The organism is Bosea sp. NBC_00550 (genome assembly GCF_026020075.1).
Lineage (GTDB): Bacteria > Pseudomonadota > Alphaproteobacteria > Rhizobiales > Beijerinckiaceae > Allobosea.
This window is the reverse complement of record NZ_CP102773.1, coordinates 243,846-265,294: the sequence shown is the minus strand read 5'-3', so window position 1 is coordinate 265,294 and position 21,449 is coordinate 243,846. Positions and strand designations below refer to the sequence as shown.

18 protein-coding genes and 1 pseudogene are annotated in these 21,449 nt (G+C 61.9%); 7 read left to right on the top strand and 12 right to left on the bottom strand.

Going from position 1 to position 21,449, the window contains the following annotated elements; genetic code table 11:
• Nucleotides 1-51: 51 nt before the first annotated feature.
• Nucleotides 52-210, bottom strand: coding sequence for a response regulator (locus NWE53_RS28245; protein ID WP_265055517.1), 159 nt, complete (start codon nucleotides 208-210; stop codon nucleotides 52-54).
• 570 nt (nucleotides 211-780) lie between these two features.
• Here NWE53_RS28245 and NWE53_RS28240 point away from each other — a divergent pair.
• Both NWE53_RS28240 and NWE53_RS28235 read left to right on the top strand, forming a co-directional pair.
• A complete protein-coding gene (locus NWE53_RS28240; RefSeq protein ID WP_265055516.1) occupies nucleotides 781-1,107 on the top strand; it encodes an NIPSNAP family protein in 327 nt (108 codons plus the stop codon).
• A 212-nt stretch (nucleotides 1,108-1,319) separates the two neighbouring features.
• Nucleotides 1,320-1,622: pseudogene (locus tag NWE53_RS28235) on the top strand (NAD(P)-binding domain-containing protein); the annotation flags it as partial.
• A gap of 100 nt (nucleotides 1,623-1,722) precedes the next feature.
• Here NWE53_RS28235 and NWE53_RS28230 read toward each other — a convergent pair.
• On the bottom strand, nucleotides 1,723-2,490 hold the full coding sequence (locus tag NWE53_RS28230; protein WP_265055515.1) for an alpha/beta fold hydrolase: 768 nt from the start codon (nucleotides 2,488-2,490) through the stop codon (nucleotides 1,723-1,725).
• Nucleotides 2,491-2,778: 288 nt separating this feature from the next.
• Here NWE53_RS28230 and NWE53_RS28225 point away from each other — a divergent pair, with 288 nt between their 5' ends.
• The 3 genes from NWE53_RS28225 (at nucleotide 2,779) to NWE53_RS28215 (ending at nucleotide 5,200) form a co-directional block, all read left to right on the top strand.
• A complete protein-coding gene (locus tag NWE53_RS28225) occupies nucleotides 2,779-3,807 on the top strand; it encodes an IS110 family RNA-guided transposase (RefSeq protein ID WP_265055514.1) in 1,029 nt (342 codons plus the stop codon).
• A gap of 547 nt (nucleotides 3,808-4,354) precedes the next feature.
• Nucleotides 4,355-4,684: a phage terminase small subunit P27 family gene (locus NWE53_RS28220; RefSeq protein WP_265055513.1), complete on the top strand. Its 330-nt coding sequence runs from the start codon at nucleotides 4,355-4,357 to the stop codon at nucleotides 4,682-4,684.
• 384 nt (nucleotides 4,685-5,068) lie between these two features.
• The gene (locus NWE53_RS28215) at nucleotides 5,069-5,200 is read left to right on the top strand and encodes a hypothetical protein (protein WP_265055512.1); all 132 of its coding nucleotides are present in this window, start codon (nucleotides 5,069-5,071) and stop codon (nucleotides 5,198-5,200) included.
• A gap of 403 nt (nucleotides 5,201-5,603) precedes the next feature.
• Here NWE53_RS28215 and NWE53_RS28210 read toward each other — a convergent pair whose 3' ends face one another.
• From NWE53_RS28210 to NWE53_RS28190, 5 genes are all read right to left on the bottom strand, one after another.
• Nucleotides 5,604-6,116, bottom strand: coding sequence for a hypothetical protein (locus NWE53_RS28210; RefSeq protein ID WP_265055511.1), 513 nt, complete (start codon nucleotides 6,114-6,116; stop codon nucleotides 5,604-5,606).
• Between the two features lie 23 nt (nucleotides 6,117-6,139).
• A complete protein-coding gene (locus NWE53_RS28205) occupies nucleotides 6,140-7,297 on the bottom strand; it encodes an acyltransferase family protein (RefSeq protein WP_265055510.1) in 1,158 nt (385 codons plus the stop codon).
• Between the two features lie 412 nt (nucleotides 7,298-7,709).
• Entirely contained in the window at nucleotides 7,710-7,919 is a 210-nt protein-coding gene (locus NWE53_RS28200; RefSeq protein ID WP_265055509.1) for a Ku family protein, read from the bottom strand.
• 160 nt (nucleotides 7,920-8,079) lie between these two features.
• Complete coding sequence (locus tag NWE53_RS28195) at nucleotides 8,080-11,844, bottom strand: AAA family ATPase (RefSeq protein ID WP_265055508.1); 3,765 nt, start codon at nucleotides 11,842-11,844, stop codon at nucleotides 8,080-8,082.
• A 2-nt stretch (nucleotides 11,845-11,846) separates the two neighbouring features.
• On the bottom strand, nucleotides 11,847-13,079 hold the full coding sequence (locus NWE53_RS28190; protein ID WP_265055507.1) for an exonuclease SbcCD subunit D: 1,233 nt from the start codon (nucleotides 13,077-13,079) through the stop codon (nucleotides 11,847-11,849).
• 500 nt (nucleotides 13,080-13,579) lie between these two features.
• Between NWE53_RS28190 and NWE53_RS29900 the strand changes: the two genes are divergently transcribed.
• On the top strand, nucleotides 13,580-13,948 hold the full coding sequence (locus NWE53_RS29900; RefSeq protein WP_320109596.1) for a hypothetical protein: 369 nt from the start codon (nucleotides 13,580-13,582) through the stop codon (nucleotides 13,946-13,948).
• A 341-nt stretch (nucleotides 13,949-14,289) separates the two neighbouring features.
• Here the strand turns inward: NWE53_RS29900 and NWE53_RS28175 are convergent, their stop codons facing one another.
• From NWE53_RS28175 to NWE53_RS28155, 5 genes are all read right to left on the bottom strand, one after another.
• A complete protein-coding gene (locus tag NWE53_RS28175) occupies nucleotides 14,290-15,753 on the bottom strand; it encodes a M20/M25/M40 family metallo-hydrolase (protein ID WP_265055505.1) in 1,464 nt (487 codons plus the stop codon).
• Nucleotides 15,750-16,658, bottom strand: a complete 909-nt coding sequence (locus NWE53_RS28170; protein WP_265055504.1) for an ABC transporter permease — start codon at nucleotides 16,656-16,658, stop codon at nucleotides 15,750-15,752. The genes NWE53_RS28175 and NWE53_RS28170 overlap by 4 nt, the downstream gene beginning before the upstream one ends.
• A gap of 31 nt (nucleotides 16,659-16,689) precedes the next feature.
• Nucleotides 16,690-17,598, bottom strand: coding sequence for an ABC transporter permease (locus NWE53_RS28165; protein ID WP_265055553.1), 909 nt, complete (start codon nucleotides 17,596-17,598; stop codon nucleotides 16,690-16,692).
• A gap of 82 nt (nucleotides 17,599-17,680) precedes the next feature.
• A complete protein-coding gene (locus NWE53_RS28160) occupies nucleotides 17,681-19,327 on the bottom strand; it encodes an ABC transporter substrate-binding protein (protein ID WP_265055503.1) in 1,647 nt (548 codons plus the stop codon).
• A gap of 56 nt (nucleotides 19,328-19,383) precedes the next feature.
• Nucleotides 19,384-20,436 (bottom strand): D-2-hydroxyacid dehydrogenase, encoded by a 1,053-nt coding sequence (locus NWE53_RS28155; RefSeq protein ID WP_265055502.1) that lies wholly within the window; start codon nucleotides 20,434-20,436, stop codon nucleotides 19,384-19,386.
• A 241-nt stretch (nucleotides 20,437-20,677) separates the two neighbouring features.
• Here NWE53_RS28155 and NWE53_RS28150 point away from each other — a divergent pair, with 241 nt between their 5' ends.
• A complete protein-coding gene (locus NWE53_RS28150; protein ID WP_265055501.1) occupies nucleotides 20,678-21,436 on the top strand; it encodes an SDR family NAD(P)-dependent oxidoreductase in 759 nt (252 codons plus the stop codon).
• Nucleotides 21,437-21,449: the final 13 nt, after the last annotated feature.

Below are 21,449 nucleotides of genomic sequence, written 5' to 3'. Positions count from 1 at the left end.
CGGAAGGCAGCTGTCCCTGATTGGGGATGACACGTCCGCTGGCCACCACAATTACGATGGGGGCAATGTCGTCGCGTGACTTAAGAATTGCGATGGCTTTTCAGCATGGGCAGCCTCAACAGCCTCAAAGCCCGCCTCTTCAATGAAGTCCACCGCGACCAGGCGGATCAATGCTTCATCTTCAACGACCAAAACGACGAGCTTTGACATGGCATACACTTTCAAGGTCTGCATTAGACCTAACCGCCTCGGGCGAACATTGTTGCCCGAAACCGAAAAGAATTTGCTGGCTCGAATTGGGGGTGAAGATAATGGAGCGCTGAGGCGCGTCTAAGCTGCCTGATTGATTTAGCTTTTCGCAGACATCGCACCGTGGTCGGAGGGTAACCTAAGGAGTTCGGTATTGGTATCGTCGGATGCCTTCGCGTTGGGCGCGGAGCGGACGTTTGACGAAAGTTAGCGGGGAGTACGATAGGGCGTCCGGACCCAGGCTGCCTACCACACAGGGGACTGCGGGAGCCCCTCTCGATTTATCCAATCGCAGTTTCCCCAACGCGAACGATGACGAGCCCGACCCGCGTGTTGGTAGCAATCATCGAGCCTTGAACGTGGGTGCGAAAACGCTATTCAATCTCGCGCCCTATAGCGGCTACCCAGCGACTCAGCAGCCGATCGGTATCGCTGCGGGAGAGTTCGCGAAGGGCACGGTCCTCCCGATGGCGACGTAGTCGGGTATGGGATGACGCCAGTAAGATGGACCTGCCAGAAAAGGAAACGAGAATGATCTACGAATTGCGCCAGTATCGCTGCGTACCTGGCCACCTGCCGGCATTACTGAAGCGGTTCGAGACTGCCACGCTGATGATCTGGGAGAAGCATGGCATCCGCCAAGCCGGATTCTTCACCACGCTAATCGGCGAGTCCCACCAGGAACTGACCTACTTACTGGCATGGGAGTCCCTCGCCGAGCGTGAGAAGAAATGGGGTGCGTTCGTGGCCGACCCGGAATGGCACGAGGCGCGCGACAAGTCAGAAGCGGACGGCCAGATCGTCGCCAACATCGCGAGCCAGATTCTCGCTCCGACAGCATTCTCTTCGGTCAAATAGCCGTGCTTGCGGATCGGCACGGCTCCCCGCAGAGACAGCCCTAGCCGGTCGTACCACCGCGATTTCATTTACGCGCAAGCGGCGAGGCGCGGAGGGGGACAGACATGGCTAAGCCTCACATCGCTGCCCGATGCTAGGCGGCTTCCTCAGGGCGGCGACGACGTCTTCCGCCCGATAGGGCTTCCGGATGCGCGATGAACGCATTTCCAGTCCCTGAAGAGCTGGACGGTCTCCCGTCCTCCGCCTTCGTGGCGAAGTCATTCACCGGCGCCAAGCTGGTGAAAGGTTTCAATCACCTCGTCGCTGCCACCCTGGCTGCCGATCCGATCGTCGAGGGGGGCCATCGGGTCGTCTTTTGTCGAGCGACGACGAGGATACGATGGTGTCAGCCTTGGCCAGACAACTCGGGTTCGCACCCGCTGGAAGAGCTCAACCAGGGTGGCGCACTGGTGCACGCACACGGCCACACTTGGGGTCAGCTCATCTTCCAGGACCTGTCCAAGAAGGAGCAGTAACGGATTACTGGCCCCGCCGACATCGCGCGTTCAATTTCAAGGGGCCATCGGCGGGTAAGCAGATGGGCACGGCAATAACGCGCCGTGCCCTGTCTGAGGCTTAGCGAGCTGCTTCGTCGATCAGCTTCGCGACGAGGTCCGGCTGCGAGACCATTACGACATGCGACGCGCTGTTGACCACGACCGTGCGCTTGGACCGCGCGCGCTCGGCCATGTATCCGAGCGCCTTGGCCGGGATGTTTTTGTCCCCGTCGCCATAGACGAAGAAGGATGGCACGTGCTTCCAGGCAGGCTCGCCGGACTTTTCGGTTAGGGCCGCTTCGGTGATCGGCCGCTGGCCGGCGGCCATCAGTGCGGTCGCCTCGGCCGGAACGTCGTGAGCGAACTGGTCGCGGAACTTGGCCTGATCAATGTAGAGGTCGACGCCGCCGCCGGTGAGCTTGACCGGAGGCGCCAGTGCCTCGCCGAGCGTCCCACCCGGGAACTTGCCGGCTAGCTCCGAGGCTGCCTCGCCGGCATCGGGCGCGAACGCCGCCACATAGACCAGCGACTTGACGTTGTCGTGGCCCTTCGCCGCGTTCGAAATGACCTGGCCGCCGTAGGAATGCCCGACGAGGACCACCGGACCTGCAATGCTCGCGACGACGTCGGACACGAGGCGCGCGTCACCTGAGACGCTCCGCAGCGGATTGGCGACGGCAACTGTCGTGTATCCGTTCTTCTGGAGATTGGCGATGACCCCGTTCCAGCTCGACGAGTCAGCGAAGGCGCCATGGACGAGGACAATGGTGGGCTTGGCGGGCTGAGCCACCGCCGCACCTGACATAAGAGCGGTAGCGATAGCAACCGTTGCAGCGATCTTGGACATAGTTCTTCCTTTCAGGGAATGCAGACGCCCTCAGGCAGAGCTCAGGTTACGGCGGGAGGTCAGGGTGTGGTCAGGAAGGGTCAATCGGCATCCGTTAGATCATGTTGCATTCTGACGCGACAGAATTCGCGACCTGTTCCGTGATCGTCAGGAGTTGGCAGGCTGAAAGTGTCCGCCGCCTCACGGGGTCAAACTTGCATACGATGACGTAATTGCTGCCGTCGATGCCATGACATCAGAGTGATGGTCGGCAGGCAGCGGCGCCGGCCTGAGCACGGGATGGTCGTCATGAAACAGTATGTCGGGCTGGATGTATCGCAGAAAGAGACCAGCGTTTGCGTCGTCGATGAATCTGGAAAGGTCATCTTTCAAGGCCGCGCGAGGTCCGATCCCGGCGCTTTGGCGGAACTGCTGAGCAAGCGCGCGCCGAGCGCCGAGCGGATCGGCTTCGAGACCGGCGCCATGTCGAGCTGGCTGTGGCATGAACTCAACCGGATCGGTCTGCCCGTCGTGTGCATCGACGCTCGTCACGCGAAGGCAGTACTTTCGGTTCGAATGAACAAGAGCGACGAGAACGATGCCCAAGGCCTGGCGGAGTTGGTTCGGGTTGGCTGGTACCGAGTAGTCAAAGTGAAGAGTCCGGAGAGTCAGGCAACCCGATCCCTGCTCGTCGCGCGTTCCAGGCTTGTCGCCATCCGCCGCGATCTGGAGAACCAAATCCGTTCGATGCTGAAGGAGCATGGGCTACAGTTCAGCCGATCGATTGGATCACAGTTCCGGCGAAAGGTCCTGGAGCTGCTTGCCGAGGATCATCCGCTCCGATCCGTGATTGGGGCGCTCCTCAGAGTCCATGAACAGACCTGCGAGGAACAGGAGAAACTCGATCGTCAGGTCCGGCGTCTCGCTCATGACGACTGTACTACGCGCCGGCTGATGACAGTTCCCGGCGTCGGCGTGGTGACGGCGCTGACCTACCGCCACACGATCGATGATCCCTCGCGCTTTTCATCGGCCAGCGACGTCGGTGCCTACCTGGGCCTGACGCCGCGGCGAAAGCAATCCGGGGAAACGGATGTCAGCGGCCGTGTCTCGCATTGGGGAGATCGCCTGCTGAGAACATATCTCTACGAGGCAGCCAGCGTCCTGATGCATCGAACCAAGAAATGGTCGACGCTGAAAGCATGGGGCATTCGTCTCTCCAAGCGGATCGGGATGAAGAAGGCCAAGGTGGCCGTCGCGCGCAAGATGGCCGTGCTCCTCCACTGCATCTGGGTCGACGGCACCAGCTTCGAATGGGGGAGCGAAAAGACGGCGTAGGCGCTTCCCGCATAAACCTGCTCACGGGCGCCCATCTCGGCACTCGCGATGTCCCCGCCGGGACGGCGGTTGTGGTGACCTCGTTGTTTCGGCTGACGTCCACTGGAACGTCGTTGCACACGTTGAGGCACCCGACCCGAACATCATCATGAGGCGCTCGACCTCGGAAAGGACCATGACCCCGGCGATGACGGCGCGAAATCCGAGGTTGACAGCTCTCCGCAATTAAAGGGCCGAAACACACTCAACACGCGACGCGCTACCACCTGGCTGAGAAAGAGAGCTTCTCGTGAAGACGATTGGCTTTTCCCGGCCCGTAATCGGCATGGTGATCACGTGACGACGCGTCAGTATGGCCGCCTTCTGCCACGTTCGGAGCACCGCCCATGCCAGCAGGACGCCCGCCGAAGCCGCGTCGCATCCGCGAGTTAGAGGGCCGGCGCGGGCATCGACCTGTCCCGGACAGCGTCGAGAGCTGTGGCCAGCCACTGATGCCCTATTATCTCGGAGACGAGCAGCGGGCTTGTGGAAACAGATCGAGGCCGGCATGCCGACCGGGCTGCTGACGTTGGCCGACAGCCAGGCGGTCGAAAGGATGTGCGTCGCGTGGGCGAGGTTTCGCGAATGCCAGCGCAAAATCGGCCAGCTGACGATGTTCAGTAGGGACTCGACCGGCCAATTGGCGATGTCGCCGCTGGTCCGGATTCAAAGTCTCGCAGCAAAGGAGATGCATCTGGCCGGCGACGCACTTGGCTTGAGCCCGGTCGCGCGCGCTAGGATCAGCGCGCCCGAGAACGTCGGCAATGATCCCCTGACGCTGCTGCTCGACGGCCAGGTCTATAGGCCGGCCGTGCCACGGAAGTCGAGGGCCAACTGAGAGGTTGTGTGTCTGTCTGATGGGACGCCCCCTTGGAGGAACATCGGTCGCGTCTTTCTGCGAATGCGTCAAGGCCGCTTTAAGGATGCCCCCCCATCGCGCCGCTAAATCATGGTTAGCGCGTTGAATTACATTTGCCGTTTGTCGAGCCTGTGTCAGCCTGTCCCAAGGGAATGCTGCTCACCAACGTTCCCACCTTCCACCCTTGCCTATGCCTTCCTCGCTTATGTCTTCCGTGGTTCATGGGGGCGTCCGATGTCGGCTGAAGATCGTGGGCTAGCCCGACTGCAGATGAGGTTCCCGGAGTTCCGCGACCGCTTCGCGCGAATGGAGGACCGACGTTTTCGCGGTGTCTGCGAGGAGTACGATCTTGTCTGGGAGGCGATGTCCCAGGACGAACACTGCGCGATGTTCAGCTTCGACGACTACTGCCTCCTTGCGGCCTCGATCGAGCACGACGCCGTCACAATGGCCGAGGCCGATTCCGAATCCCGGCGCCATCGCCCGACCGGCTAGTCCCCGGGGGCAGCGCCGTCGGCTTCCTAGAATTTTATAGTCAGGATCTCGCTCCACAATTAGTGGACGATACACGATGGCAGGCGTAGCCTCGACCCACCGCTGGGACGCGGTCGAACGCCACCGGACCGCAAAAGCCCCCCGGCCCAAAGGGCCGGTGGCGTCTCGCTGCCGGCGCCGTCCGCCTCGGCGACGTCCGGTGATATTCCAATATTGCGGATCCGCTTCCTCTAGGCGGCGCGCAAATGAGCGCTTTCGACCCGCTGCAGACGATGAGACCAAATTGCGGGACGCCCGTCGATCCACCTAAGGCGTTGCTGCGGGGTAAGCGCGAGTTTCCGGCAGCATGCGGCTCCGGAGCGTGTGGTCTCAGCGCTCGATCTTGGCCCGGGTGGGCGACGCTCTATTGCGGGCAGAGCGCCGACAGGCGATCGGCCGGGAGCTCGATAGCGCGCCCGTCCTCGATGGCGACGAAGCCTTGCAGTGGCCCTTTCGGGCAGTCGATGCCGTCGAGCAGCAGCATGAAGCCGAACCGCTTGCCTTTCAGATCAGCTCTTTCGAACATCGTCGCGACGTCAGGCCGTACTTGGCGGGTGCCGACGATCGCGAGTATCTTGCCGTTCTGGCGGATCGCGAAATGCGCGGCAAGATCCGGCGCGGCGAGATCGATGGCATACCCGCGGATCACCCAAGCGCCCTTCCGCAGGCGCTCGAATTGACCCATATCCGGTCGGTCGCCGCCGATGTTTTCACCACTTCCGGCCCTTCCGCGGCCTCTCAGCGGTTCAGGACCCTGATTGGTCTGTTCGAAAGTAAAAATGAGACTTGCTGGATTCCCACTAAACGGGGAATGATCGAGCCCTAGCGGGGGAGTGTCCGAACACGCGCAAACTTGCACGGAGTTTGGCTTTGCCACCTGATTTTCAGCTATCTTTGGCGCTACAAGGCCAAGCGCGACTGCTTATTGGGCAATGGAGAGGCATGCTTCGTCGACTTGACGAGTGCCAATACCGGCCTTTCGATGCAGACCCAGCTAACCCAACCAAGTATGTATGAAATAATAACTGTCAGGACAGTCGCATTTATCACCGACATATGCGGAGATATGAGAAGTATGACCTTTGTCGTTGGCCAAGCGTATAAATATACGCCGTAAGATATGTCGTTTTTATTATTAATTTTGCTCAAGGTCCTATTTTTAATATTCGAAATGGAAAATAGTATATAGGCCCCGAATATGGCGACTCCGAAATGGGCCAATCGATCGACGAACAGGCATAACGCGAGCGCCGCAGTCGATATCAGAACGTATTTTAGCTTGAATATTATGACGTCTCTATACAGAAAAAAACATGATCCGGTCAAAAATATGCCGCTCAGCCTCAGCCAACTCTTTTTTGCTCCAAACAGAATGCTATTCCATTCTGATATGGAAAATATATTTGGTATAGGTCGATCAGTAATGCTTGTGTCGAAAGGTTGAGTCTCGATTTCCAGAAAAATGGCAATTACAAGCAATGCCGCTGTCGCAATTAAAACCAAATGTCTTTTTCCAAATAAACCAAAGTACCCCATCACGATAACGAGCAAATAGCATTTGAATTCGATGCTGATGGTCCACATCGATGCATTTAGAAACGGGAACATCGTCCCATGGAAAACGTTTCCGACATTCGGCGCTTGAAGTAGTAGTGCTCGCACTACGATTGATAAAAATTCTCCCAGATGCCCCGGCATTTTTGCTCCACCTATAGGAGCAACGATTAAAACGCATATAAAATATGCGCAAATGAACCCAGGAAATATTCTGGCTAATCTCTTCCTGACGTACTCGGCTAACGACTTTCTCCCTATAAAGCTGTTTGTGATGAGGTATCCGCTGATCAAAAAGAACATGTCTACTGAAAAATCGCCAAGGGAGATTGACCCAAATAAGCGAGTCAGAATTTCGTTGCTACGACTGCCGTCGATTATTTCCGGAACATGAGATAGGATCACGGCCGACGCGAAGAGCAGCCTGAGAAATCCGAACATATTGTTATGCTGTCCGAAAATCTGTGCTTTGCCGGCATCCGATGCTGATTCTGACATCTTCATAAGAGGGATCCGCCAGGTGCGCGTGCGACTCGCAGATTGCGTTGAATCCCTCATGCAAAAAATCTGCCGTGTTCCGGCTGTCGATCAATAAACTTGGCAGGAATGCCCTATAACGCCGCGAAGCAAGCTTCGTTAGGGCGCAGTGAGCGCTGTCTGTATCGCCGCTACCGTCATCTCCTGGCTCTGAGCAATCAGTCCTGAGTCCTAGAGTGCCCCGCAGGACCTCATGGGCCGCACCAACGACAGCGACGGGGACGCGAGCTTGCATCGCGGACGCCGTGAAGGTCTTTGAGGACACGCTCGCCGAAGGGCGTGGGCGACCGCGCAGCGCAAAAGGCGGACGAAGGGGTTCCCAGCGGCAGCTGTTCGAATTACTGCCGAGGCGGTCGCCAACGTAGGCATAGGCAACGGTTCAGCGCTGCTTGCGCTCTTCTTCCTGAAGGCTCTTCTTGAGAGCGTCGAATATGCTGACCACCTTCTGCGGTCGGCCGGGCGCTTCACCCCGCTTCACGCTGCGGCTCTTCTTTGAATCGATCAGCTTCAGGAGGTGATCCTGGATCGGGTCTTTCATGAAGTCCGCTGACCACGGCGCAGACTTTTGGGCGACCAGGTTGTCCGCCAACTTACTCAGCGACGGGTCGTCTGGCGCTTAGCCGATGTCGCGGAAGTAAATGGCGGGCTTCCGGACCTCGTCGCCGAAGCGCAGGGTCCAGGCGATGACGCCTTTGCCTCTGGGCTGCAGCATCACTGCTCGCTCTCGTCGATTGAGAACGACGAGCGCCTCACGCAATAGCGCCGATGCTACCGACGATCTTGATCTCGGATCGGCCTGCACCTAGCTTTTCAACACGGACTTGTACGGCGATCCGCTCAATCATCGCGGCAACATGGGTGATGACGCCGACTTTGCGCCCCCGCCCCTGCAGGGTCTCCAGCGCGTCGAGGGCCAAATCTAGGGTCTCGGCGTCGAGAGACCCGAAACCTTCGTCGATGAAAAGCGTGTCGACGAAGGACGAACGTCCCTCCAGGCCCGAAAGAGCAAGTGCCAGAGCGAGCGAAACCAGGAAGCGCTCGCCACCCGAAAGGCTACGTGTCCCACGGACTTCGTCGCCCATATCGCGATCGATGACATGGAGCGTCAGGTCGGATGAAGCGTCGCGGGCGAGCCTGTATCGCGGGGTGAGGGCGTCCAGATGCTCGTTGGCGAGCTGCACCATATGATCGAGCGTGATGCCTTGCGCGAAACGCCGGAAACGATCTCCGTTTGCCGAGCCTATTGCGTCGTCCACGGCCTGCCATACCGTGAGTTCGGTGTTTGCCGCATCGATCTGGCCGGCCAGATTTGCCGCCTCCTTGCGCGCTACGTCGTCTCTCGCAAGCGTCGCCCTGAGCGCTCCAGATCTCTGCTGCAGACCTTCTATCTCTTGGGCCAATGATGCGACGCTCGCGGCGAGCGCCTGGGGGTCCACGGTCTCGTCGAAGCCTTCCAGCGTCCGGTCCAGGTCGCTCCGACGCGTCAGCACCGCTGTATTGGCGTCGTTCACAGCACGGTCGACGCCCTGGACTTTGCCTTTCAATTCCTGGCTGACAGCGGGATCGGTCATGATGAGCGCCACAACTTGGGCGGTCGAGCGCGCTATTTCGTGGCACGCCGCGCCGAATGTGCGTTCGGCACGATCACTTCTGCTTGCAGACATCTCCAATATGGACGTCGCCTCGTCGCATCGGGCAGCCGCGGCTTGCAGCGCTCCTTCGGACGCTGCCTTCCTGGCAAGTGCACGAGCAAGCGTCTCACGGCTGACCTCGCAAGCTCCCGAGATTCTCGCACGATGCGTTGCCGTGGCCTCCCCACTAAGGAGCGCAGCTCGGGCCTGTGCTTTTCCCTGCTCCGTCCGCCGGCGTTGAGTGAGACCACTGCTCATGGCGGTCAGGTGCGCCCGTGCATGGTCGAGCGAGGTATTCGTGGCTACCCGCTCTCGGCCGAGATTCTGGAGGACCGCTTCAAGTTCATCGGCCTGCTTGCGCAGCCGGGTACTTTCTTCAGCAATTGCCTTGAGAACTGCCGCAACCTCGGCCGGATCGGCGTCGACCATGTCGAGCGCCAAACCCGCGACAGCAAGAAAGGGCGCGAGCTCGCGTTCAATGGAAACCAGTCGCTCGGCCAATCCGGCCGCTCGCGCCGCGTAGTCGGTGGCCTTCAATTGCTCGGCCTGAGCGTCTGGCCGCTTGTCTTCAACCGATTGCCCGATCGCTCCTATCTTCACGTCAAGCGCATCCAGCTCGCGCTGGGCGGCGTCGATTGCCGTTCGGAGTTCCTGTGCTTCCGCGAGAGGCCCAGCGATCATCTGCCGGGCTGCGCCGATGGCCGCCGTCAGGGCATTCAATTCGCCTGTCGTATTATCGCTGAGCGTGCTGGGAACGTCTCTCTCCATGCCCGCCTTCAGGTAAGCATCATTCGACGACGGCCACCGCGCGGTGTACGCCGCGCTCGCAATCTGCACTTGCTCGCGGGCGGATTCGGCCCAGCGGCGTGCCTCTGCCTGCCGGACCTCCGCGGCTGCCCGAGCCCGGGTAGCCCCATCCAGTCGCTCGCCGACTTGGATCAAAGCCCGGTCAAGCTCTCCCCGTCTTTCGCGAAGCCTCTCGGCGATCTCGTTGAGTGCGCTGGGATGCGCAAGATGCGGATGATCGGTGCTCCCGCACACTGGGCAAGGCAAGGTTGGAGCAAGCAGGCTGCGCAGATGCAGGGCTTCGGAGGAAACCGCTTCATCGGCAAGCTCAGCGATTGGAATGATCTCAGTACGCGCCGCTTGGCGACGCCCCCGGTCCAGTTCGGCCTGACTGATGAGCGCCCCGGCCTCTTTAAGCGCCTTGACGGCCAGTTCACCGTCCGCTTCATGGCGCTTCAGCGCAACGGCAGCCCGATCGTGCTGTCCGCATACGTCGATGAGATTGCGCAACGTTTCATCCGCGCGCTGCAGTAGAAGATCCCGATCGCGCAATGCGACGTCGTTAATGGCCGTGAGGCGATCCCTGCGCATTGTGGTCTGACCAGCGATCTCCAGTCTTTGAGCCCGCGCCTCAGCGGCTTGCTCGGACAGCGCTACGATCTCGCGCTGCATAGTCTCGGCGGCCGCTCTCGCGCGTTCGGCTGTCGATATGTATCCTGATCGCTCCTCGGCCAGGGCCTTGCGTTTTGTCAGCAGATCCAGCGCATCCGCGAGGCGATTTAGGACCAGGTCGCGGCCGGATCGGCTGTCGAGTTGAGCAACGGTCGTATCGCTTAGCTCGGATTTCTCCGCGATCGTTCGATCCAACGCTGCAAGCGCTTCGCTCTTGCCGCGTAAACTCTCCTCGGCCACGTGCGATTTCTCGATCGCGTCCGCGAGCTCCGTCCGCGCGGCAGCCAACTGCGTGTCCAGCCTCTCTGCTTCGCTCCAAGCCGGGAGAAAGTCCTTCAGCACTTTCTCGGCAACGCCATTCTCGGATGCCGCCGCCGCCAGCTCCGTTGCCATGCCAGCGTCCGAAAGCCTGGATTCCTCGCGCGCTACCAATAAGGCCTCGAGGCGGCTCTCGGCCTCAGCTCGCGCGCCTTGCGCATTTCTAAGTTCGACGGCGAGCGGCCGAAGTGGCTCAACCAGGTCGAACTCCGCGAGCGAGCGAAAATCGTCGGCGGCCGCTTCACGAACGAGTCGAGCCGACGATGCATCTGCTTCGGCTCGAGCGAGATTTTCGCGAGCGGTCACGACGCGCTTGACGTGCTCCAGCCGTTCGAGATTCTGATCGCGCGCAATGCCTCTTTCGCCGCTAGTCGAAGCTATCTCGATCCCATCGTTTAGCAGCGCCTGCCTCGCCTGCGCATCGAGCAGACCAATTTCGTTTCTGCGAAATTCTAACCGCTCGACCATGGCGCGTCTCTCATCCGTGCCCGCACGGACTTGAATTGAAATTGCCGCATAGATCTCGGTGCCCGTGATCTTTTCCAAGAGCTCGGCGCGGTCGCCTTCGGCTGCGAGCAGGAAGGCATCGAATTCGCCTTGGGCCAGAAGGACGGTGCGCCTGAACTGCTCGAATGTAAGGTCGGTTCGAGCCTCGACCGCTTCCTTGACTAGCGTCTTGCCGGCGGCAACAGCACTCCCATCGTCCAGGCGATACAGGGCACGCTGTTCATTCTGAAGGCGGCCGTTTGCCCGCCCCCGCGCTCGATTCGCTTCCCAACGAGCGCGGTAACCTTCGCCGTCCTGCCCGATGAAATCGACCTCGGCATAGCCGCCACCTGCTCCCCGGCGCAGGATCGCTCGCCCGTCGCTCGCCGAAATCGCCTCGCCGCTGGGGTCAGGTGCGTACTCGCGCCGGCCGACCGTCGTGCGCGGGAATTGTCCGTAGAGCGCCAGGCACAGAGCATCGAGAATGGTCGACTTCCCCGCTCCCGTCTCACCGGTGATCGCAAATAGTCCAGATCCCGCAAGCGGCTCTGCTGCCAGATCGATCTCGAAGCGAGAAGCGAAACTCGCCAGGTTCTCCCCGCGGATTGCCAGGATGCGCATCCTTATGCCTCCGCCTGAGCGCGGTGGAAGACATCAAGATGGCTGGCATCGGGCGCGCTCCCGAAGGTGCGTTCGAAGGCCAGCTTGAACAGGTCCTCCGGATCTCGATCGGAGAGTCGGATCGTCGATGCTGAATCAGTCGGCACCTTGACCGCATCGGGGCGCGCTGCGACACGTGCCTCGACGATGCGAACCGGGAAACCCTCGGCGATACGGTCGACCTCCTCCCGGAATCCAGGCGACAGCCCCTCGCGCTCCAGCCTCACTTGCACGAACGGCCGCTGTTCGAGCGGTAGATCGGTTGGAAGTGCTAGCGCCGTCAGATGGTCGCCTAGTTCGCTCAGGCGAATATCGCCAGCGTCGGGAAGGCGGATGAACGGCACGGGCCGGTTAATCGGGATATGCTCCGATGTGGCGAGGGAGCCATCCAATGTGACCAGTGTAACGCCGTGCCTATAAGGTAATTCAGTTGCGGACAGGGGGATGAGCGACCCACAATAGCGCAACGTCTCGCGTCCTACCGCCTGCGCCCGGTGTAGGTGGCCGAGCGCCACATAGCTCGCCTCGGCCGGGAATACGTCATGCGGGACAGCATGCTGGCCGCCGACCAATATGCGCCGCTCCGCGCCTTCCGACTCGATTCCGCCAGCGACGTGCAGATGGCCGGTCAAAACCCAAGGCAGACCATGCAACGATGTGTTCAGCGCGTCGACCAGCTCGGAATAGAGATTCCGCACGCCGGTAATGATCGGCGATATCCCTTCGCCATCTAGCCTGGTCAAATTCGGCAAGCAGGCGGCGGTCGGGTAGGACACCGCAAGCACATGAGCGGCTATCGATCCGCTCGCGTCAGCGATCGGGACGAGATGGCGGTAAGCGTCGAGGCGTCCCTCGCGGCGACGCACGTTGCCGACGACTCGAACGTTGAAGGCCTCCAGCAGCGGCCGGGGCGCTTCCAGCCGGCCAGCGGCATCGTGGTTGCCCGCGGCGATCACCACAGTCATGCGCGGGCGCGAGCGGCTCAATCGTGCGATGGTCTCATAGAATAGCTGCTGCGCCTCGCCGGACGGGTTCTGGCTGTCGAATACATCGCCGGCGATCACCAGGGCGTCGACGTCGCGCTCCACCGCAATCTCTTCCAGCCCGCGCAGGACGCTGCGTAACTCGTGCTCCCGCGAGTACCCACGCAACGTCTGACCGATGTGCCAATCAGCCGTATGCAAAATTCGAATCATGTTCCCTCACAGCACACCAGTGCGACTATGTCGCCCGGCGATCTGGAATCCCTAGCTGACTCCTTCGTCCAATTGGCAGGAAGGTCGCTACTCGTTGGGTCAGCGCAGGGCAGCAATCGAACGCCTTCTCACTGGCCCCTCTGGTCGCTCGTTCGCGCGGCCTGCGCTCGTTGTGAGGACCCGATGGTGTTGGTCGATTGGGACATCGGCTGAAGCTGGTCCGTCCCGAACGCCTGCTAGGAAGCGTTCTTTAGGGACGAAAAGCGAAAAGTGGCCCTTACCTGACGCCGAGAATGTCTTGTGTAGATGGCTCCCGCGTTGCAAGGGGGGCTGTGACGGTCTGGCGTGCTGGTCGAGTGCAGCCTTGTGTCCGGCCTGTTCGCGCGGTCATCGACCGCTGGTGCCTCCGTGATATCTGCATAGACGAAGGCCAGTCACGAAGGCGCTGCAAATTGGCCGCTTTGCGCGACCTCCTAGACAGGTGCGCGACGGCCGCTTTCATGATGCGGTTCAGCGCGATTTCTTCTGACAACTCGTCGACGGGGCATGCCGCGGCGGACCGCTTCGGCAGCTTGTCGCAGAAGATCCGGATCAGGATTTCGAGCAGTGTCTCGCGCTGCCAGGCGAGTTCTGTGATACGTCTTGACGTCGAGTACCGGTCCTCAAAATCTGGTGCGTCCAATACGGAGGCAGTTCCCGAAGGCACAAACTACTTTCCGGCGCTACGGGACAGCCCTTTTCTTCTCAGCGCCGGCCGCTTGAAACCGGCCCTGATGCGCACTGGAAAGGAACTGCATGAAGGCCGGCGGGATCTCAACGAAGCCGAGAGCTTCCTGACGGATGTCGAAGTCCGCGATAGCCTCGGTTAGCATCTCGAATTCCCGCTCATCGTCAGAGCCCCTCGATGATGAGATTAGCTGTGCAGCTCGCAGCACAGCAGCCTTCCGCTGTCCATAAGACGAGATCATCGCGGCGTCGACGTTCGGCATGACACCACCTCATCGTTACGCAACCTCACACCTGCTACGCTATCACCCAACCGCTGGACTACGAGTCGCTTATACAAGATTGCTCGGCATCCGGCCCCAGACGCCTAGGAGCGGCCCGCGCTCGGAGACGTGAGCCGTCCCGTCGAGCCATCTTCACACATTGAACGACGGCCCGGAACCGGACGTCGTCGGCACAAAGTTCATTGGGATGGAGCGCTCGATCATTGTTTCGTCACGGCTGCAAAAGCATAGATCAGATCGACATAGTAGCGTTCGATCGTCGCGAGGCTCGCGACCTTTCCGTCGCCCTCGACCACCAAGAACTCATCGCTGGTCGCCAAGCGCGCGCCATGGCCCGGCGAGCCGCCCTGCAGCGAGGGGATGCCGAGGAGCTTGGCGAAATGCGCCCAAGGGCCGCCGAAACCCTGCACCGGCCAGATCGTGCGGGGGCAGTCATAGGCGTCGAGCGTCGCCAGCGTGGCGCGGATCAGGCTGGATTCTAATGAGGTCTGATACCAATCATAGGCCGCCATCACCCTGATCGTGATGTCCGGGAAACCGGCCGAATCGAGATGGCGGCGGATGATCGCGATGATGTCCTGCGCGCCAACCTCGCTGATCACGCGCAGATCGCAAGTCGCGGTCGCCGTGTCGGGCAGCAGGAAGGACTTGGTGCCAGGCCCGGTATAGCCGCTGCGCAATCCGCTGATGTTGAAGGATGGGCCATACATGTAGCGCTGCAGTAGATCTGCTGGCGCCACCTCCTCCTTGAAGGTCTTGACCGGGAACTGCGGCGCCAGCCCGGGGATGAAGCCGTTGGGATCCTTGCCGGCAACGCCTGCGCGCATCGCGTCGAGGAGCGGGCGTTCCCAGTCGGCAATCGGCTTTGCCTGCGCCATCATGGCGGCGAGTTCGGGGATGGCTATGGTCCGGCCGGTGTCGTCGGTCAGCGATGCCATGGCATGGAGCAGGCGCCAGACCGGATTGTCGACGACGACGCTGGTGGCGCTATGGACCGCGCCGCCCTGAGGGCCGAGGCCCGTACTCTGCGTGCTGGCGACGAACTCCAGATAGATCAGGCCCTTGTAGCCCAGCGTCATACTGACGGCGCCGCTGGCATCCTGCGCCGTCTTGGGGCCGTAGAGGGCCGAGACCTGCGCAAGCCGGTCGCGATAGCGTTCGAAGAGCTTGCCGTAATTCGGGCTGCCGAGCAGTTCGGCCCCTTCGATCAGGAAGATCAGGTTGACCGGTAATGCCCCCTCGACGGAGAGGATCGAGGAGACCGCGTTGATCCATGCCTGCAACGGTCCCTTTTGCGCGGCGGCACCACGGCCGAGCACCACCTTCGGAAAGCCGTCGAAGGGTATCGCCTCGCCGGAAAACGGCGGATGGGTCCAAGCCTCTGTGCCGACGGGGCGGACGTCGTAATGGCCGTAGATCAGCATGGTCGTCGGCTTGCCGCAGTCGACCATTCCCCAGACGCCGGGATAATCGTCGCCAACATCGACGGTCTCGGCCTCAGTGAAGCCCGCCGCCATCATGTTCGAGACGAGCAGTGCGGCGCATTCGCGTAGACCCGTCTTCTCCAGGCTGACGCTCGGCTGTTGGACCAAGCGCTGGATGTTGGCGATATGCTCGCCGATATGCGCCTCGATATGGGCGTGAATGGTGTCTCGATCGCTCATGGCACGACCTTCGGTTCGGGTCGCGGCTCGCCCGCCGTCTTCGCGCCGAAGCGCCGTGGCCCCATCATCGCCAGGCGCCGGCCCTTCAGCTTCGGATTCAGCGTCTCCTGCAGCGTGTCACCGACGAGGTTTGCCGAGAGCACGAACAGGAACAGTGCGACCGAAGGGCCGATGATCAGATACGGCGCGCTGGTCAGCACCTCCTTGGCCTCGTTCAGCATCTGGCCCCATTCCGGCGTCGGCGGCTGAACGCCGAGGCCGAGATAGCTCAGCGCGGCGGTGTTCAGCACGAAGACGGGCAGGGTCAGCGTCGCCTGGACGATGATCGGGGTGGAGATGTTGGGCCAGATGTGGCGCCACAGGATGCCGGGCCAACTTGCACCCGCCGCGATCGCCGCCTCGACATAGAGCTCCTCCTTGGCCGACAGCGTCACGCCGCGCGCGACGCGGATGAATTGCGGCATCTGCGACAGGCCGAGCGCGATGACGACGCCCTGCTCAGAGGGGCCGGCGACGACGACGATGACGATCGCCAGCAGGATAATCGGGAAGATTAGCATGATGTCCGTGATGCGCATCGTCACCGCATCCCAGATGCCGCCGCGATAACCGACGAACATGCCCAGCGGCACGCCCAGCACGACGGCGAACAAGATCGAGGCGAGAGCGATCTTGGTCGTCACCTGGGTCGCCAGGATCACCCGCGAAAGCACGTCGCGGCCGAACTGGTCGGTGCCGAGCAAGTTCGCCCAGGAGGGCGGCTTCATGCCCTGGCGCAGGCTGATCGCGAAGGGGTCGCGCGGGGTGATCCAAGGGGCCGTCAGCGCGACCACGAAGAGCGCCAGCAGCACGACGGCGAAGAACAGGCCGACGCGATCGCGCGCGAAGCTCCTGAGGAAATCCATCACGGCCTCGCTTTTGGGGGCTGCGAGCGGGTCAATACGAGATCCTCGGGTCGAACCAAGTGTAGAGGATGTCCACGACCATGTTCAGCGTGATGAAGATGATCGCGAAAAAGAAGATCGAGGCCTGGATGATCGGCAGATCGCGCGTCAGCACGGATTCGACCATCAGCCGGCCGAGGCCGGGCCAGTTGAAGATCGATTCGATCACCACTGAGCCGCCGAGCGTGTGTCCGAAGCCCAGGCCGAACAGCGTGATGATCGGCAAGAAGGCGTTGGGCAGCGCATGAGTCAACACGATGCGCCACTCGGCGACGCCCTTGGCGCGGGCGGTGATCACGAACTCCTTGCCGAGCGCTTCGATCATGCAGGAGCGGACCATGCGCGTGAAGATCGCTGCCTGATAGGCGCCCAGCGTAACGACTGGCAGGACATAGTTGGCCCAACTCGCCATTCCAGCGATCGGCAGCCATTCGAGGTGCACGCCGAAGAGATAGATTCCGGCGATGCCGGTGACGAATACCGGCAGGCAGATGCCAACCAGCGACCCGACCGTTACGGTCTTGTCGAGCGAACTGCCCCAGAACGTCGCCGAGAGCGAGCCGAGCGTCAGGCTGACTACGACGGCGAAGATCATCGCCAGCGTGGCGAGTTGCGCCGTGTTGAAGACCCGGGTCAGGACGATTCCGAGCACGGGCTGGCGGTTGTAGTTCGAGACACCGAAATCGCCGAGCAGCACATTGCCGATATAGGTGCTGTACTGGATATAGAGCGGCCGGTCGAAGCCATAGGCCTTGCGGATGCCGTCGACCACGTCCTTGGGCGCATTGTCGCCGGCCAGCAGCACGGCCGGATCGCCCGGAATGATGTGGAACAGCGCGAACAGGAACGTCAGCAGTAGCAGTCCGGCGAGGACGATGAAGCCCATCCGTCCGATGATCATTCTGAGCAAGGCATGACGTCCCCATGTGTTGGCGAGGCCGCGCAGCGTTTGGCGCCGATGCGCGGCCCGATCCCCGCTGCGCTCAGCGCTTTACGCCCTGGCGCTCCATCTCGCCCTTGTCGAACCAGGCGAAATGCGCCGGATAATTGTCGACCGCCAAGATCTCGTCGCCCTTGAGATAGGTCCGGCCGGCCAAGCCGAGATTGAGCGTCGGCAGGTAGATCACCGGCGCCAGGACTAGGAGCCGCGCCATCCACTGCTTGACATATTCGTTGCGTTTGGCCGGGTCGGTCTCGGTATGGGCGACGTTGGCGAGGCGGTCGATCTCGGCGTCGGAGAAGAACATACGGTTGGCGCCATTGGGCTTCCAGGCGTTGGTGTGGGTGAAATACATCATCGGCTGATCGGGATCGGCCGTCGGAATGCCCCAGGACAGCAGCGCCATGTCGTATTTCGCGTCGTTGGGACCCAAATTCGTCGCCGAGCTGAAGGCGGCGCTCTCCATCACGGTGAGATCGACGGCGATGCCGACCTGTTTCAGGAAGGTCTGGAGCAGCTGGGCGATCTGATAGTCGCCCTTGGTGGCGCCGCGCGGGGTGAAGAGTTTCAGCTTGACCGGCTGGCCCTGTGGGTCCTTGAGCACGCCGCCGCTAAAGGCGTAGCCGGCCTCCTTCATCAGCGCTAGCGCCTTATCGGGATCATAGGGGAAGATGGTGTCCTCGCCCGGCGCGCGCATATCGGTGTAGCCGACGACGCCTTCCATCAGGGTTGGCGCCGTCATCAGCGCGGCGCCGCGCCCGGCGAAGACGCTCTGCACGATGCCGGCCTTGTCGATCGCGTAGTTTAGCGCCCGGCGGAAGGTCGGATTGGCAAGCGCCGGGACCTTGTGATTCAGCACGACGTAGAACTGGCGCGTGCTCGGCACCGTCCTGACCAGCACGCTCTTGTTGCGCTCGAGCCTGGCCAGTTCGAGATCGCCGAGCTGGACGGTGCGGTCGATCTCGCCGCGCTCTAGCATCGCCGTGCGTGTCGCGGCATCGGGCACGATCACGATCTTGACGCTGTCAAAATAGGGCTTTCCGGCCTGCCAGTAGTCCTTGTTCTTCTCGAAGATCGTGTATTCGCCCTTGACGAACTGCGTGTGCACGAAGGGGCCGGTTCCGACAACCTTGGTCGCCAGCCCGGCCTCGCCCACGGCCTTGTAGGCAGTCGGGCTGAACATGCAGAGCGGGCGGTAGCCCAGCGTCGGCAACAGCGCGGCGAAGGGTGCCGCGAGATGGAACGACATCTCGTATTCGGAATCGGCCGTCGCGTTCTCGAAGCCCTCGAGCAGCGGCAGATAGATGAATTTCTTGGCCTTCGCCTCGTTGAACACGAATGCCGCGGCCTCGGCGTTGAAGGACGATCCGTCATGGAACTTGACGCCCTCCTGCAGCTTGAAGGTCACGGTCTTGCCATCGGGCGAGGTCGTCCAGCTCTTGGCGAGCAGTGGCTTGATCTCGTTTTGCGGGCTCAGTTCGACGAGCGTCTCGCAGGCATGCAACCAGACATCCTGCCCCGACTGGTCGGTGCTGCGGCCCATGAAGAGCGTGAACTTCTCGCCGGACTGGGCATAGATCAGTTGCCCGCCATATTGCGGCTTGCCGGCATCCTGCGCCAAGGCGGCACCTGAGGCGAGCGCTCCCGCGAGGGCGAGCCGTGCGAGCAGGTTCGTCAGTCTCGGCAGCATGATCTGTCCTCCATGGTTGCCGGTTCGGGTGCGCCGGAGGCGACCGCGAGCCGCATTCAGTACATTTGCGCCTTGTCGAGGATATTGGTCATTTCGGAGCTTCGGCCCGCCAGGAACAGCGGGATATTGTGGCAGAAGATATCGGTGATCGCATCGTTCTCGCTGGCGACGGTGCTGGCCGAGTGCGGCGAGATCAACACATTGGGTAGGTCCCAAAGTGCGGAGACATCCGGCAGCGGCTCGATCTGCGCGACATCGAGCGCCGCCAAGCCGATCGCGCCGGATTGCAGCGCCTCGGTCAGTGCCTCCTCATCGACCAACTGCCCGCGCCCGATATTGACGAAGACGACGCCCGGTTTCATACGCGCGATGATGGCGCGGCTGAGCATGCCCTCCGTCGCCGGCGTATGCGGCGCCGCGAGCACGACGGCGTCGGCACGCGCGACGGCCTGCTCCAGCATGTCGAGGCCGTGGACCTCGTCGGCAAAAAGTTCGGCGCGCCTATCGTCCGAGGGACGGCGCACCAGTGCGATGACCCTCATGCCGAAGGCCTGCGCGAAGCGTCCGACTTCCGCACCGACCTTGCCGGCTCCGACCACGAGAAGGGTCTGCCCCGCCAGCGACGTGCCGCAATAGCGCTCCCAGCGATGCGCCTTCTGCTCGTCCTTGAGGAACGGATAGCGCTTGGCGTGAACGAGCAGCGCCATCACGGCGAACTCCGCAAGGGGCCTAGCATGAACGCCGCGTGCGGTCGTGACGATGAGCTCGCTCCCGGCCAGGCCGTAATCGTTGACCATCCGGCCGACGCCGGAGCTCGTGGTCTGAACCCAGCGGACATGGGGAGCCACCGAGAGCCCGCCGCCGTTCGTGGCAGGTCCGGACGGGAAATCCCATAGGATCGTCGCGCGTCCGAGATGGGCGCGCCAGCGCGCCTCCTGTCCGGCATCGCGCTTGAAATCCGGCTCGCCCTTGTGATCCGCGACGAAGCGGACAGTCGGCAGCAGATCGGGTTCATGGATCACCTCGACGGCCGCCGTCGCGGCCGCCCGGATGCGATCGACATGCTCCGGCTCGAGCGGAGAGGTGAGGAAAATCGTATGCCTGTCCATCGTCTTTGAACGCCGGTAGCTCGACCCGCATAAAGCAGGGATCGTGCCATTTGGGTCTAATTTGCCTCGCGCCGCAATGCCCTGCCCGCATACCGCTAAGCCGCGCCCAAGCTTCGCGGAAAACGTCGCACGCCTTGCTTCAGCGGGCCTCGGCAAGCGAGAATACCGGGCCGGGCCGATCGGGGTCCGACGCGGCGCTGGAATGACCCCGCAGCCGATCTGACTCCACAGGACTTAAGCCGTGACGCTTGCATCATCGACCGCTCTCGTGACTGGAGCGGATAGCCAGGGCATCGGCCGTGCCGTGGCGCTCGCCCTTGCCGAAGCCGGAGCCGACGTCGCCCTGCACTGGTATCGCAGCCGCGAGCTGGCTGAGGAACTGGCGGTCACGATCCGGGGCATGGGGCGACGGGCAGAGCTGGTTCACGCCGATATGGGGGATCCGGCGGCCGCCCGGGCCGCCGTGCGGGGCGCGTCCGAGGCGTTGAGCGGGCTCGGCATCCTCGTCTGCAACGCGGCCAGGATCCAGCGCCGGGCCTTCATGGAGATCACCGACGAGGACTGGGCCGCCATACATGCCGTCAACCTGCACGGCTATTTCGCCTGTGCGCAGGAGGCGGCGAAGATCATGATCGATCGGGGCAAGCCCGGCCGCATCGTCATGGTCTCCTCGGTTAACCAGGCCCATGCCAATCCCGACATCGCCCATTACGTCGCCACCAAGGGAGGCGTCATGATGCTGGCCCGGGCCATGGCGCTGGAGCTGGCGCCGCACGACATCACCGTCAATCTCGTCGCGCCGGGTACGATCGAAACTGACATCAACCGGCACATGCTGGCCGATCCGGAGTTCCGGGCGCGCAAGCTCGCGCCGGTGCCGTTGCGCCGCGCCGGCACCCCCGAGGATGTGGCAGGGGCCGTGGCCTATCTCGCAAGCGATGCCGCAGCCTATGTCACCGGCGCCACGATCGTGGTGGACGGCGGCCTGACCATCGCCTGAACCGAAAGTCGTC

Bases quoted from the DNA above. Each gene is read 5' to 3' on its own strand.
- NWE53_RS28230 (WP_265055515.1), bottom strand. From the start codon at position 2,490: ATGTCCAAGATCGCTGCAACGGTTGCTATCGCTACCGCTCTTATGTCA.
- NWE53_RS28220 (WP_265055513.1), top strand. From the start codon at position 4,355: ATGCCGACCGGGCTGCTGACGTTGGCCGACAGCCAGGCGGTCGAAAGG.
- NWE53_RS28245 (WP_265055517.1), bottom strand. From the start codon at position 210: ATGTCAAAGCTCGTCGTTTTGGTCGTTGAAGATGAAGCATTGATCCGC.
- NWE53_RS28190 (WP_265055507.1), bottom strand. From the start codon at position 13,079: ATGATTCGAATTTTGCATACGGCTGATTGGCACATCGGTCAGACGTTG.
- NWE53_RS28165 (WP_265055553.1), bottom strand. From the start codon at position 17,598: ATGATCATCGGACGGATGGGCTTCATCGTCCTCGCCGGACTGCTACTG.
- NWE53_RS29900 (WP_320109596.1), top strand. From the start codon at position 13,580: ATGATGCGGTTCAGCGCGATTTCTTCTGACAACTCGTCGACGGGGCAT.
- NWE53_RS28225 (WP_265055514.1), top strand. From the start codon at position 2,779: ATGAAACAGTATGTCGGGCTGGATGTATCGCAGAAAGAGACCAGCGTT.
- NWE53_RS28160 (WP_265055503.1), bottom strand. From the start codon at position 19,327: ATGCTGCCGAGACTGACGAACCTGCTCGCACGGCTCGCCCTCGCGGGA.
- NWE53_RS28175 (WP_265055505.1), bottom strand. From the start codon at position 15,753: ATGAGCGATCGAGACACCATTCACGCCCATATCGAGGCGCATATCGGC.
- NWE53_RS28215 (WP_265055512.1), top strand. From the start codon at position 5,069: ATGTCCCAGGACGAACACTGCGCGATGTTCAGCTTCGACGACTACTGC.
- NWE53_RS28155 (WP_265055502.1), bottom strand. From the start codon at position 20,436: ATGGACAGGCATACGATTTTCCTCACCTCTCCGCTCGAGCCGGAGCAT.
- NWE53_RS28195 (WP_265055508.1), bottom strand. From the start codon at position 11,844: ATGCGCATCCTGGCAATCCGCGGGGAGAACCTGGCGAGTTTCGCTTCT.
- NWE53_RS28205 (WP_265055510.1), bottom strand. From the start codon at position 7,297: ATGAAGATGTCAGAATCAGCATCGGATGCCGGCAAAGCACAGATTTTC.
- NWE53_RS28170 (WP_265055504.1), bottom strand. From the start codon at position 16,658: ATGGATTTCCTCAGGAGCTTCGCGCGCGATCGCGTCGGCCTGTTCTTC.
- NWE53_RS28240 (WP_265055516.1), top strand. From the start codon at position 781: ATGATCTACGAATTGCGCCAGTATCGCTGCGTACCTGGCCACCTGCCG.